We start from the raw sequence: 11,869 nt of genomic DNA on the forward strand, positions 1-11,869 counted from the left end.
GGCCGACGGTCAACCGGTCCCTCGGAGGACGACGGCGGAACCGGACGAGCACCTAGGCCGCGTCGTCGGCCATGAGGTCGACGACCTCGCCGGAGACGAGCCGGGCGAGCAGGTCGAGGTCGACGAGCTCGAGCGACGGCGTCCGGCTCAGCCCGGGGGCGGGGAGCACGGGGACGACCGCCTCGACGCCCAACGTCGCGGCGCCCGCGGCGCGGGCGGACGCGATGCCTGCGGGCGAGTCCTCGATCGCGACGCAGCGCGTGACGTCGACACCCAGCCGCTCGGCCGCGAGCAGGTAGGGCTCGGGGTCGGGCTTGCCGCGCTCGACCTCGTCCCCGCACACGAGCACCTGGAACGCGTCGTCCGGCGCGAGCTCGGCGACCGGCGCGGCGAGCTCGCGGTACGACATCGTGACGAGCGCGCACGGCACGCCCGCCTCGCGCAGCGCCGTGAGCAGCTCGCGCGCGCCGGGCTGCCACGGGACCTCGGCCCGCACCTGCTCGATGACGCGCCCCATGAGGAACGCGACGATGTCGTCGATCGGCAGATCGACGCCCCCGCGGTCCCGGATGATCCGCGCGGACTCGCGCAGCGGGTTGCCGACGAGGGACATGGCGTCCTCGTGCGTCCACGTGCCCCCGTGCGCGTCGACGAGCTCGTGCTCCGCCGCGATCCAGTAGGGCTCGGTGTCGACGAGCGTCCCGTCCATGTCCCACAGGACGGCCTGCGGGAGGGCGGGATCGGTGGCGGGGCGCGGGGACGTCACGGCATGGCTCCAAGGACGAGGGGTGGGGTCCGGGCGGAGCACGACACGGTGCACCCGGCCACTCCACCCTACGTGGGGCTACGCCACGCGCGAACCCGCTCCGCCGCGGTCGGGCCCGGCCGCATAGGCTGGGGCGATGACCGAGAACGCGACCGAGGGCACCCGGCAGACCGTGATGATCGCGGCGTTCGAGGGCTGGAACGACGCGGGGAGCGCCGCCACGGCCGCCCTCCAGCACCTGCACGAGGTGTGGGGCGCGGAGGACGTGGACGAGCTCGATCCCGAGGAGTACCACGACTTCCAGGTGAACCGCCCCGTCGTCACGACCGACGACGACGGGCTCCGCGAGATCACGTGGCCGACGACGACGATCGCGTCCGCGGTCCTGTCGCCGGGCGGGCGCCGGGTCGTGCTCGTGCACGGCATCGAGCCGTCGATGCGGTGGCGCCGGTACTGCCGCGAGCTGCTCGACATCGCGGAGGAGCACGACGTGCGCACGGTCGTCACGCTCGGCGCGCTGCTCGCGGACGTGCCGCACACGCGGCCCATCCCGATGACGGCGACGTCGGAGAGCGTCGGGCTCCAGGCCGTGCTCGACGTCGAGCCGAGCACGTACGAGGGGCCGACGGGCATCGTCGGCGTGCTCCAGCACGCCGCCGCCGAGCGCGGGCTCCAGTCGGTGTCGCTGTGGGCGGCGGTGCCGCACTACGTGGCGCACCCGCCGTCCCCGAAGGCGACGCTCGCGATCCTGGCGCGCATCGAGGAGCTCCTCTCGGAGCCGATCCCGCTCGGGGACCTGCCCGAGGACGCCGAGGCGTGGCAGCACGGTGTCGACGAGCTCGCCGCGGAGGACGCCGAGATCGCAGAGTACGTCCAGCAGCTCGAGGAGGCGAAGGACACCGCGGAGCTGCCCGAGGCGAGCGGCGAGGCGATCGCGCGCGAGTTCGAGCGCTACCTGCGCCGTCGCGACCGCGGCAACCCGGGCAAGGGGCCGACGGTCTGACGCACCCGCGTCGCCGCGGGCGTGCGGCGGCGCGTCAGAGTCGCACGCCGAGCAGCGCGTTGACCGCGCGCGCGACGACGCCCGGTGCGCCCTCGACGTCGCCGGACGTGTCGCGCCCGGGACGCAGCGACTCCGCGGCCCAGGCGTCGACGGCCGCGAGCGCCGCGGGCGCGTCGAGGTCGTCGGCGAGGGCGGCGCGCACGGCGGCGAGCGTCGCGGTGGCGTCGGGACCGCCGTTGCCGGAGACGGCGTCGCGCCAGGTCTCCAGGCGGCGCGCGCCGGCGGGCAGGTCGTCGTCGGTCCACTCCCACTCGCCGCGGTAGTGGTGCGCGAGGAGCGCGAGGCGGATCGCCATGGGGTCGACGCCCGTGGCCCGCAGCTTCGAGACGAGCACGAGGTTGCCGCGCGACTTGCTCATCTTCTCACCGTCGTACGCGACGAGGCCGGCGTGGACGTGGGCGCGGGGCGCGCCGCCGCCCGAGAGCATGCGGTCGTGCGAGGACGACATCTCGTGGTGCGGGAAGAGCAGGTCCGCTCCCCCGCCCTGCACGTCGAACGGCAGGCCGAGCCCGTCGCGCGAGATCACGGCGCACTCGACGTGCCAGCCGGGCCGCCCGGTGCCGAGCGTGCCGCCGTCCCACGCGGGCTCGCCCGGGCGCTCACGGCGCCACAGGAGCGGGTCCAGCGCGTCCTTCTTGCCCTCGCGGTCGGGGTCGCCCCCGCGCTCGGCGAAGAGGTGCTGCATGACGTCGCGCGCGAGGCGCGAGACCGAGCCGAACGCGGGGTCGGCCGAGAGGTCGGCGTAGACGTCGCCGAGCCCCGGGTCGGTGCCACCCGCGCCGGGCTCGACCGGCACGCGGTAGGCGAGCCCGGCGTCGAGGAGCTGGGTGACCGCCTCCACGACGGCGGGGATCGTCTCGACCGCGCCCTCGTAGACGTCGGGCGGGACGACGCCGAGCGCTGTCATGTCCTCAGCGAAGAGCGCCGTCTGGTCGACCGCGAGCGCGCGCCAGTCGACGCCGGTCGCGGCGGCACGCTCGAGCAGCGGGTCGTCCACGTCGGTGACGTTCGACGCGTACCGCACGCGCTGGCCGGCGTCCGTCCACGCGCGCACGAGCAGGTCGAACGCGACGTAGGTGGCCGCGTGGCCGATGTGGGTCGCGTCGTACGGCGTGATGCCGCACACGTAGAGGGTGGCGTCCTCGCCCGAGGCCGCGACGACGAGCTCGCGGGTCGTCGAGTCGTGCACCCGGACCGGGAGGCCTCGTCCGGGGAGCTCGGGGATCTGCGGGGCGGGCCAGCTGTGCACGCGTCAACCTTAGCCGTCGGGACGTCGGCACCGGACCGTCGTCCGGAGGGCGGGCACCGTGCACACGCGGCCCCGGCGGCGTTCCTGCGCGCCCGGGCAGGTCCGTGCCGGGCGCGGGACAATGCGGACGTGACGAAGCCCACCGACCCCCGCGTCGACTCCCCGCGGGGCGGGTCGAGCGACGACGGCCCGCTGCTCCCCGACGACCGCGTGCTGGCGGCGTGGACCGTCGGGCCGGGGGCGGCCGGGGTGCGCGAGGTCGACCCCGGCACGCTCGGGGACGCGCACGCCGGGGACCACGCGTCCCGGGACCACGACGACAGCGACCGCGAGGACGGCGACCGCGAGGACGGCGACCGGGGGGACGGCCCGGTCGCGCGGGGCCCGGCGACGTGGGCACGGGTCGCCGACCTCGACGCCGTGCTCGACGCCGCGGCCCGGGTCTCGGCCGGCCCCGGGCCGACGCGCCACGAGCTGTCCCGGCACGCGCACCACCCGCTGGCGCACGTGCGCCGCCTCGCGGCCGACTGGCTCCTGCTCGTCACGCCGACGGCGTGGTTCACGGAGGCGGACCGCCAGGTGCGCACCGGCCAGTTCGCCGCGCTGCTCGGGCCGGCGACCGTCGTCACCGCCGAGGACGGGGACGCCGACGTGCACGCGACCATGCTCGACAAGCTCGCCGCCCCGGGCGGCCCGCGGGGCACGCCCGTCCAACGGATCGTGTCCGCCGCCGTCCTGGCGATCGTGGGCGGGGCGTCGCAGGTCGAGCTCGGCCTGGGAGACGCGGTCGCGGACACGGAGAGGGTCGTGTTCGACGAGCAGCGCGAGGACCCGGTCGAGCGCATCTACGACCTCAAGCGAGAGATCACCGAGGCGCGGCGCGCGCTCATGCCCGTCTCCGCCGAGCTGCCGGAGCTGCTCGACCCCGACGTCCCGGACCACCTCGCGGTCGACCGGCGCATGCTCGAGCGCGTGGTGACCACCGTGGAGCGGATCGACCGTCACCTCGACGCGCACGACGACCTGCTCTCGGACATGCTCCAGGTCCACATGTCCCAGGTGTCGGTGCGCCAGAACGAGGACATGCGCAAGATCTCGGCCTGGGCCGCGATCCTCGTCTACCCGACGATCGTCGCGGGTGTGTACGGCATGAACTTCCGGAACATGCCCGAGCTGCACTGGGCGTTCGGCTACCCGTTCGCGCTCGGCCTCATGGCCGCCGGCTGCCTGGTGCTCTACCGCGTGTTCAAGCGCGTCGGCTGGCTCTGAGCGCGCGTCACGGGGTGGACGCGGCGGTCCCGCCGGGCTCGAGCACGCCGGTGAGCAGGAGCAGCACGACGAGCGCCGCGAGCACCAGGCGGTAGACCACGAACGGCGTGTAGCTGAACGTCGAGACGATCTTGAGGAACGCGATGATGACGAAGTAGCCGACCACGAACGCGACGAGCGTGGCGATGAGCGTCGCGCCCGCGCCGGGCGCGCCGGGCGCCGGCTCGTCCGCGGACTTGAAGAGCTGGTAGAACCCCGAGCCCATGACGGCGGGGATCGCGAGCAGGAACGAGTAGCGCGCCGCGGCCTCGCGCGTGAAGCCCATGAGGAGGCCCGCCGTGATCGTGCCGCCGGACCGGGAGACGCCCGGGACGAGCGCGAGCGCCTGCGCGAACCCGAACGCGACGGCCTGACCGGGCGAGAGTTCGCGCAGCGTGCGTCGCTTGGCGCCGATCCGGTCCGCCCAGCCGAGCAGGAGCGCGAAGACCGCGAGCATGAGCGCGGTGAGGTAGAGGTTGCGGAACGTGTTCTCGATCGCGTCCTGGAACAGCAGACCGAGCACGACGATCGGGATCGAGCCGAGGGCGATGTACCACGCCATCGCGGCGTCGTGGTCGTGCCGACCGAGGCGCGCCTTCCAGTCCGTCCCGTGGTCGCCACGCACCGAGCGCCACCACGCCGCGCAGATCCGCGCGATGTCGCGACGGAAGTACAGGAGGACCGCCGTCTCGGTCCCGATCTGGGTGATCGCCGTGAAGGCGGCCCCCGGGTCCTGCGAGCCGATGAGCTCGCCCACGATGCGCAGGTGCGCGCTCGAGGAGATCGGGAGGAACTCGGTCAGGCCCTGGACGAGGCCGAGGAGGACGGCTTCCCACGCGTTCACGAGCGGCCACGATACCCGCTCGGGCAGGCCATCCCAGCACCTCGTCGGCCGGTCGGCGCCACCAGGTGAACCTCGGGCGACGGGCGCGTGAACACCGCCCTACGGACCAGGCCGGCAGTCCCGGGGCGGAGGGTGAACCTCGCCGCTCCCCGGCGTCCGCCGCGCGCCCCGACGGTCGCGCGGCAGGGTCCGCCGGTACCCTCGGCTCCCATGGAACACCGCCACCTCGGCAGCACCGGACTGCGCGTGTCCGAGCTCGGACTCGGCACCATGACGTGGGCCCGGGACACGGACGAGCTCGACGCCGCCGAGCAGCTGCGCGACTTCGTCGACGCGGGCGGGACCCTCGTCGACACCGCCGCCTCGTACGCCGACGGGGACGCCGAGTCGCTGCTCGGGTCGCTGCTGGGGGCGAAGGTCGACCGGCGCGACGTCCTCCTGTGCACCAAGGCCGGTGTGCGCCGCACGTCACAGGGTCCGCTCGTCGACGCCTCCCGCGGGGCGCTCCTCGACTCGCTGGACGACTCGCTGTCGCGCCTGGGTACGGACCACGTCGACCTGTTCCTCGTGCACGCGCCCGACCCGAGCACCCCGTTCACGGAGACGCTCTCGGCGCTGCGCCACGCCGTGACGTCCGGGCGCGCACGCTACGTCGGCCTGTCCAACCACCCCGCGTGGGCGACCGCGCGCGCCGCGACGCTGCTCGGTGGCGCCGACGACGTGGGCCTCGCCGCGGTCGAGCTCGAGTACTCGCTGCTCCAGCGCGGCGCGGAGCGCGAGGTCGTGCCGGCGGCCGAGGCGCTCGGGCTCGGGCTGCTCGCCTGGTCGCCGCTCGGGCGGGGCGTGCTCACGGGCAAGTACCGCCGCTCGCTCCCCGCGGACTCGCGCGGCGCGTCGCCGCACCTGTCCGCGTTCGTCGAGCCCTACCTGGACCAGTCCTCGTCCGGGATCGTCGAGGCCGTCGTCACCGCGGCCGACGGGCTGGGCCGCGCCCCGCTCGACGTCGCGCTGTCGTGGCTCCTCGGCCGCCCCACCGTGGCGAGCGCGATCGTCGGCGCGCGGACCCCCGCCCAGCTCCGGACGTCGCTCGCCGCGACGGACCTCGAGCTCCCCGACGCCGTCCGTGCGGCGCTCGACGACGTGAGCGACCTGGAGGTCGGCTACCCCGAGCGGTGGTGACGCCGGCGCGTCAGCGCGCTCCGTCGGTCTCCAGCTCGCCGGAGAGCACGTCGTCGTCGAGGGTGTCGTCGAGGTCGTCGACCTCGTCCTCCTCCTCGTCGTCCTCGTCGTCCTCGTCGTCGTCCTCCTCCGCGAGGTAGAACGGCGTCGCCTCCCCGTGGACCTGGCCGAGGGCCTCGTCGTAGACCTCGAAGGCGTCCGCGAGCACGTAGTAGGCGTCGTCGACGGAGGGGTCGTCCTCCCCGCGGCGTGCGGCGACGGCGTTGTAGTGGGCCTCGAGCGCGGCGATGAACCGGTCGAGCGCGGCACGCGGGTCAGCGGTCATACCCTGACGGTAGCGCCGAGAGGGGCACAATGGCACTCGTTAGCCGGGCAGGTTCGCCTCGACCGGCCGACGACCGAGACAGGCGAGAGAGGACGGTGGCACGTGGAGGAGAGGCCGACGTCACGTCGGCGGTCCGGATGGGCCGCGCACGGCGGGCAGTACGAGTACCGCGTCCTGACGATCGACCGCTCCACGAGCCGGTCGGACGCGAGCAGGCTGCTCACCGACGAGGCCGAGTACGGGCGCTGGGAGCTGGCCCGCACGCGGCTCTACGTCGGGGGCGAGCGCCGCGTCTGGCTGCGTCGCAAGATCATCCGGGTCAGCTCGACCCTGTGACCCCGGGACCATGAGGAGTCCTGGGGGCGCGCCATCGGGCGTCTTCACGAAGTCGCGCGCCGGCGCGCCCCGGGGGTTCTTCGACTGCGAGGCCGCAGGGCTCTCCTGGCTCGCCGTCGAGGGCGGGCCCCGCGTCGCCCGGGTCCTCGGCGTGAGCCCGACTCGCCTCGACCTCGAACGCGTCCTGCCTGCCGCGCCGACGCCCGAGGCGGCGGAGGCGTTCGGCCGGGCGCTCGCCGTCGTGCACGACGCCGGCGCCCCCGCGTGGGGTGCGCCACCGCCGGGCTGGACGGGCGACGGGTTCTTCGGGCCGCTCGACGACCCGCTGCCGATGCCGACGGGCGCCTGGCCCGACTGGCCGACCTTCTACGCCGAGGCACGCCTGCTCCCGGTCGCGCGGCAGGGCCGGGACCGCGGCGCCCTCGATGCCGACGACGCCCGCCTCCTCGAACGGCTGGGCGACCGCCTCGCGGACCTCGCCCGACCCGCGCTCGACGACTCCCCCGCGCGCGTGCACGGCGACCTGTGGTCGGGGAACGTGCTGTGGTCCCCGCTCGATCCCGGCCCGGGCGGGCGTCCGGGCCGCCGTCCGGGCGCTGTCGAGGCGGTGCTCATCGACCCCGCCGCGCACGGCGGGCACCGCGAGGCCGACCTGGCGATGCTCGCGCTGTTCGGCGCCCCCTACCTCGACGAGATCGTCGCGGGGTACGACGCCGCGCACCCGCTCGCGCGCGGGTGGCGCCGCCGGGTCGCGCTGCACCAGGTGTACCCGGTCGCGGTGCACGCGGTGCTGTTCGGCGGCGGCTACCGCGCGCAGCTCCGCTCGTCGGTCAGGGCGCTGCTGGGCGACGTCTGAGCCGTCGACCCGGACGGCGTCAGCAGGTGCGCAGCAGGCGGTCCAGGACGCGTACGCCGAACCGCAGCGAGTCGACCGGGACACGCTCGTCGACCCCGTGGAACATGCCGGAGAAGTCGAGGTCGCCGGGCAGGCGCAGCGGCGCGAAGCCGTAGCCCGTGATGCCCAGGCGCGCGAGCGACTTGTTGTCCGTGCCGCCGGAGAGCGTGTACGGCAGCACGGTCGCCTCGGGGTCCTCCGCGAGCAGCGAGTCGACCATCGCGTCGACCAGGTCGCCCTCGAACGGCACCTCGAGCGCGATGTCGCGATGGATCTCCTCGACCCGCACGTGCTCGCCCGCGAGCGCGCGCAGCGTCGCGAACCCCTCCTCCTCGTGCCCGGGGAGCAGTCGCGCGTCGATCGCCGCCTCCGCCCGACCCGGGATGACGTTCGCCTTGTAGCCCGCGGTGAGCTGCGTCGGGTTGGACGTGTGGCGCACCGTCGCCCCGACGAACCGCGACGCGGGGCCGAGCGCGGCGACGAGCGCCGCGACCGACGACGGGTCCTCCGGGTCGTACCGGAGCCCGGTGAGGTCCGCGACGCCCCGGAGCAGCTTGTCGACCGTCGGCGTGAGCGTGTTCGGCCAGTGGTGGGCCCCGATGCGCGCGACCGCCTCCGCGAGCCGCGTCACCGCGTTGTCGTCGTTCACCTGCGACCCGTGGCCCGCGCGGCCCTCCGCGACGAGGCGCAGCCACGCGATGCCCTTCTCGGCCGTCTGGAGCAGGTACGCGCGTCGCCCGCCGACCTCGACCGAGAAGCCGCCGACCTCGCTGATCGCCTCGGTCGCGCCCTCGAACAGCTCGGGCCGGTGGTCGACGGCGTAGCGCGCCCCGTACACGCCCCCCGCCTCCTCGTCGGCGAAGAACGCGACGACGACGTCACGCGCCGGCTTGCGCCCCTCGCGCGCCATCTGGCGCACGACCGCGAGGATCATCGCGTCCATGTCCTTCATGTCGACGGCGCCGCGGCCCCACAGCAGGCCGTCGATCTCCTCGCCCGCGAACGGGTCGACCGACCAGTCCGCGGCCTGCGCCGGCACGACGTCGAGGTGCCCGTGGAGCACGAGCGCCGGCCGCGTCGGGTCCGCGCCCTCCAGGCGCACGACGACGCTCGCCCGGCCGGGCTCCGACTCGAACAGCTCCGGCTCGAGCCCGACCTCGTGCAGCAGCCCCATGACGTACTCCGCCGCGCGCCGCTCCCCCGGCCCGGTCCCGTCGCCGAAGTTCGAGGTGTCGATCCGCAGCAGCTCGCGGCAGATCCGCACGACCTCGTCCTCCGCCCGCGGCACCGTGCCGGAGGGGACGTCGACGGTCGCCGGGGTACGGGCGCTGGCCAGGGAGTCCGGGTGCGGAGCGGTCATGGCGACACGCTACCCGTCGCCGTGGGCCCGGCCGACCGCCCCGGCCGCCCGCTCACATCCCGGACATCACCGAGCGAGAACCCCGGTGGGCCGAGGCAGAGCCGTGGTCTCGCGAGGTAGAGCCCTGGTCACGCGAGGTAGAGCCCGGGTCACGCGAGGCAGAGCCCCGGTCACGCGAGGTAGAACCATGATCCACCGAGGTAGGACGCTGCCCGGTCGGGGTAGGACCGTGGTCCTGTCCGACGGCGGCCGGTCGCCCGTCGCGGTCGGGCCACCGTTGCGGCTGGGTCACCGTCCGAGGTGGTCGGACCCGCCGAGGGCGTGCGGGGCGCCCGGGACTGGACCCGAGCGGCGCGGACCGGGCAGGCACCCGGACGCACCAGACGAACGGGACGCGTCAAGATCACCTGCTCGCCGCCAGGGCGCGGCACCAAGGTGCAGCCGTGAGCGCCGCCGCCGGTGCGACGCGAGAGACGTGGGCCGCAAACGTGAGTCGCGAGACCGACGGCCAGGCGGGCAGAAGCCCGGGTGAGCAACGACCAGGGCGAGACGACGCCGGGCGGGGTGGGTGGTGGTGCCGCGTCGTGGCGGGCCTGGCAGGAGCCGCGAGGAATGAGCGGCGGATGGTCGACGCGGCACCACCACCCACCCCGCCCACCCCACCCAGCCCCACGCCGTCGGGCACGGTGACCACGGCTCTACCTCGCGCAACCACAGCTCTACCTCGCGAGACCACGGCTCTACCTCGCGAGACCAGGGCTCTACCTCGCGTGACCACCGTTCTCGCTCGGCGCGTCAGTGGTCGGGGCCGTGCTTCCCGTCCGGTGCGAGGGTGTGGCGGGGGCCGGTGCCGTCGCCCGGGAGCGCGTCGGCGTCGTGGTCCTGGTGGGCGCGGCCGTCGGGGACGTCGATGCGGGACGGCGCCTGCTCGCCCGGGGCGACGACGACGAGCTGGCCCATCATGCCGCGGTCCTCGTGCGTGAGGAGATGGCAGTGGAACATGTAGGGGGTGGTCGGGTCGGTGGCGCCCTCGGCGGCGTCGAACCGGACGAGCAGGCGCGTCACGCGCCCCGGCTGCACGTAGACCGTGTCCTGCCACCCGGCGAGGTCCGGTCCGGGCGGCCGGCCGGCGACGTCGAGGACGCGGAGCTGGACGTCGTGCACGTGGAAGTTGTGCGGGGTGTCGTCGAGCCCGGTGACCTCCCACACCTCGGTCTCGCCGACCGTGACGACCTCGTCGATCCGCGCCATGTCCATGGAGCGTCCGTTGATCGCGGCCCCGGCGAGCTGGAAGCGGCGGGTGCGCACGGCGTCGGACTCGTCGAGCGCGTCCGCGGGGTCGGCGGCGCCGAGCGTACCGGGGACGTCGGGGCTCGGTTCGAGCCTGCCGGCCGCGCGGAGCTCGAGGAGGTCGAGGGTGTCGTCGCCGCCCGAGAAGCGCTCGAACAGCGGGTTGACGCCCAGCTCGGGCGGGAAGCTGCGCAGGACCGCGCGCTGTCCCGGGTCCATGGTCACGACGACCTCCGCCCGGTCGCCCGGGGAGAGGCGCACGCGTTCGACCGTCTGCGGGGCGGGGAGCAGCCCGCCGTCGGTCCCGACGAGCTGGACCGTGCCGCCGTCGGCGAGGCCGACGTCGTAGACGCGCGAGTCGGAGCCGTTGAGCAGGCGCAGGCGCACGCGCTCGGTCGTGACGTCGAGGTAGGGGCCCGGGGTGCCGTTGACGAGCACCGTGTCGCCGAGCGGGCCGACCGGCGACAGGAAGGAGACGGCGTCGTCGAGCCGCCCGTCGGCGTGGAAGCTCTTGTCCTGGAGGATCACCGGGACGTCGTCGACGCCGTACTCGTGCGGCAGGTCGGCCGCCGGGCCGTCGGCGGCGGCAGGGTCGTCGAGGAGGAACATCCCCGCGAGCCCGCGGTACACCTGGCTCGCGGTCTGGCCGTGCAGGTGCGGGTGGTACCAGAGCGTCGCGGCGGGCTGGTCGATCGTCCACGTGGGCGACCACGTCTCGCCCGGCTCGACCATCTGGTGGGGGCCGCCGTCCATCGCGGGTGGTAGGTGCATGCCGTGCCAGTGGAGCGTCGTCGTCTCGTCGAGGGAGTTCGTCACGTCGACGCGCACGCGCTCGCCGCGGGCGGCGCGCAGGGTCGGGCCCAGGTAGTCGCCGTTCAGCCCGATCGTCGGCGTGGGGGCGGCCGCGCCGAGGTCGGCGACGCCCTCACGCGCCTCGAGCTCGAAGACGCGCACGCCGTCCTCCACGCGCGACTCCGCGAGCGGCGGGACGGCGAGCGGCCGCGTGAACTCGACGGCTCCTGCCGTGCTCGTCGCGGCGCGCGCCCACGCGACGCCCACGACCGCGGCGACGGCCCCGACGAACAGGACGACGACGAGCCCGAGCACGAGGAGGACGCGGGCGAGCGGGCCGCGGCGCCGTCGGGGGCGACCCCCCGAAGGTCCGGCGGGCGCTCCGGGTGCCGGCGGCACGGCGGGAGGCGGGGTGGTGCGGGTGGTCGTCATCGGGTCTTCTCCAGGGTGGACGACGGCGGT

At 75.0% G+C, this 11,869-nt stretch carries 11 protein-coding genes; 5 read left to right on the forward strand and 6 right to left on the reverse strand.

Annotation, left to right across the window (positions count from 1 at the left end):
- Nucleotides 1-52: 52 nt before the first annotated feature.
- The gene (locus CCE02nite_RS01970; RefSeq protein WP_141387692.1) at nt 53-766 is read right to left on the reverse strand and encodes an HAD family hydrolase; all 714 of its coding nucleotides are present in this window, start codon (nt 764-766) and stop codon (nt 53-55) included.
- A gap of 136 nt (nt 767-902) precedes the next feature.
- Between CCE02nite_RS01970 and CCE02nite_RS01975 the strand changes: the two genes are divergently transcribed.
- Nucleotides 903-1,769 carry a PAC2 family protein gene (locus tag CCE02nite_RS01975; protein WP_047232858.1) on the forward strand — a complete coding sequence of 289 codons (867 nt, stop codon included), beginning with the start codon at nt 903-905 and terminating at the stop codon, nt 1,767-1,769.
- Between the two features lie 34 nt (nt 1,770-1,803).
- On the opposite strand, the gene mshC is transcribed toward CCE02nite_RS01975, so the two are convergent.
- Nucleotides 1,804-3,078, reverse strand: a complete 1,275-nt coding sequence (mshC, locus tag CCE02nite_RS01980; RefSeq protein ID WP_141387694.1) for a cysteine--1-D-myo-inosityl 2-amino-2-deoxy-alpha-D-glucopyranoside ligase — start codon at nt 3,076-3,078, stop codon at nt 1,804-1,806.
- 129 nt (nt 3,079-3,207) lie between these two features.
- Between mshC and CCE02nite_RS01985 the strand changes: the two genes are divergently transcribed.
- On the forward strand, nt 3,208-4,347 hold the full coding sequence (locus tag CCE02nite_RS01985; RefSeq protein ID WP_170227180.1) for a magnesium and cobalt transport protein CorA: 1,140 nt from the start codon (nt 3,208-3,210) through the stop codon (nt 4,345-4,347).
- A 7-nt stretch (nt 4,348-4,354) separates the two neighbouring features.
- Here CCE02nite_RS01985 and CCE02nite_RS01990 read toward each other — a convergent pair whose 3' ends face one another.
- Nucleotides 4,355-5,230, reverse strand: a complete 876-nt coding sequence (locus tag CCE02nite_RS01990; protein WP_053370741.1) for an undecaprenyl-diphosphate phosphatase — start codon at nt 5,228-5,230, stop codon at nt 4,355-4,357.
- A 210-nt stretch (nt 5,231-5,440) separates the two neighbouring features.
- On the opposite strand from CCE02nite_RS01990, the gene CCE02nite_RS01995 reads away from it, so the two are divergent.
- Nucleotides 5,441-6,409: an aldo/keto reductase gene (locus tag CCE02nite_RS01995; protein WP_141387698.1), complete on the forward strand. Its 969-nt coding sequence runs from the start codon at nt 5,441-5,443 to the stop codon at nt 6,407-6,409.
- A gap of 10 nt (nt 6,410-6,419) precedes the next feature.
- On the opposite strand, the gene CCE02nite_RS02000 is transcribed toward CCE02nite_RS01995, so the two are convergent.
- Complete coding sequence (locus CCE02nite_RS02000) at nt 6,420-6,734, reverse strand: primosomal protein (protein ID WP_141387700.1); 315 nt, start codon at nt 6,732-6,734, stop codon at nt 6,420-6,422.
- Nucleotides 6,735-6,836: 102 nt separating this feature from the next.
- Between CCE02nite_RS02000 and CCE02nite_RS02005 the strand changes: the two genes are divergently transcribed.
- Both CCE02nite_RS02005 and CCE02nite_RS02010 read left to right on the forward strand, forming a co-directional pair.
- Complete coding sequence (locus CCE02nite_RS02005) at nt 6,837-7,070, forward strand: DUF5703 family protein (RefSeq protein ID WP_009861400.1); 234 nt, start codon at nt 6,837-6,839, stop codon at nt 7,068-7,070.
- A gap of 10 nt (nt 7,071-7,080) precedes the next feature.
- A complete protein-coding gene (locus CCE02nite_RS02010; protein WP_141387702.1) occupies nt 7,081-7,926 on the forward strand; it encodes a fructosamine kinase family protein in 846 nt (281 codons plus the stop codon).
- Nucleotides 7,927-7,945: 19 nt separating this feature from the next.
- Here CCE02nite_RS02010 and CCE02nite_RS02015 read toward each other — a convergent pair whose 3' ends face one another.
- Nucleotides 7,946-9,325, reverse strand: coding sequence for a M20/M25/M40 family metallo-hydrolase (locus CCE02nite_RS02015; protein ID WP_141387704.1), 1,380 nt, complete (start codon nt 9,323-9,325; stop codon nt 7,946-7,948).
- Between the two features lie 795 nt (nt 9,326-10,120).
- Complete coding sequence (locus CCE02nite_RS02020; protein ID WP_141387706.1) at nt 10,121-11,839, reverse strand: multicopper oxidase family protein; 1,719 nt, start codon at nt 11,837-11,839, stop codon at nt 10,121-10,123.
- Between the last annotated feature and the right edge of the window lie 30 nt (nt 11,840-11,869).

It is taken from the genome of Cellulosimicrobium cellulans (genome assembly GCF_006539945.1).
Classification (GTDB): Bacteria; Actinomycetota; Actinomycetes; order Actinomycetales; family Cellulomonadaceae; genus Cellulosimicrobium; species Cellulosimicrobium cellulans.

Excerpts from the sequence above, each read along its gene's own strand:
- CCE02nite_RS02010 (WP_141387702.1), top strand. The coding sequence starts at position 7,081 with ATGAGGAGTCCTGGGGGCGCGCCATCGGGCGTCTTCACGAAGTCGCGC.
- CCE02nite_RS02000 (WP_141387700.1), bottom strand. The coding sequence starts at position 6,734 with ATGACCGCTGACCCGCGTGCCGCGCTCGACCGGTTCATCGCCGCGCTC.
- CCE02nite_RS01975 (WP_047232858.1), top strand. The coding sequence starts at position 903 with ATGACCGAGAACGCGACCGAGGGCACCCGGCAGACCGTGATGATCGCG.
- CCE02nite_RS01995 (WP_141387698.1), top strand. The coding sequence starts at position 5,441 with ATGGAACACCGCCACCTCGGCAGCACCGGACTGCGCGTGTCCGAGCTC.
- CCE02nite_RS02015 (WP_141387704.1), bottom strand. The coding sequence starts at position 9,325 with ATGACCGCTCCGCACCCGGACTCCCTGGCCAGCGCCCGTACCCCGGCG.
- CCE02nite_RS02020 (WP_141387706.1), bottom strand. The coding sequence starts at position 11,839 with ATGACGACCACCCGCACCACCCCGCCTCCCGCCGTGCCGCCGGCACCC.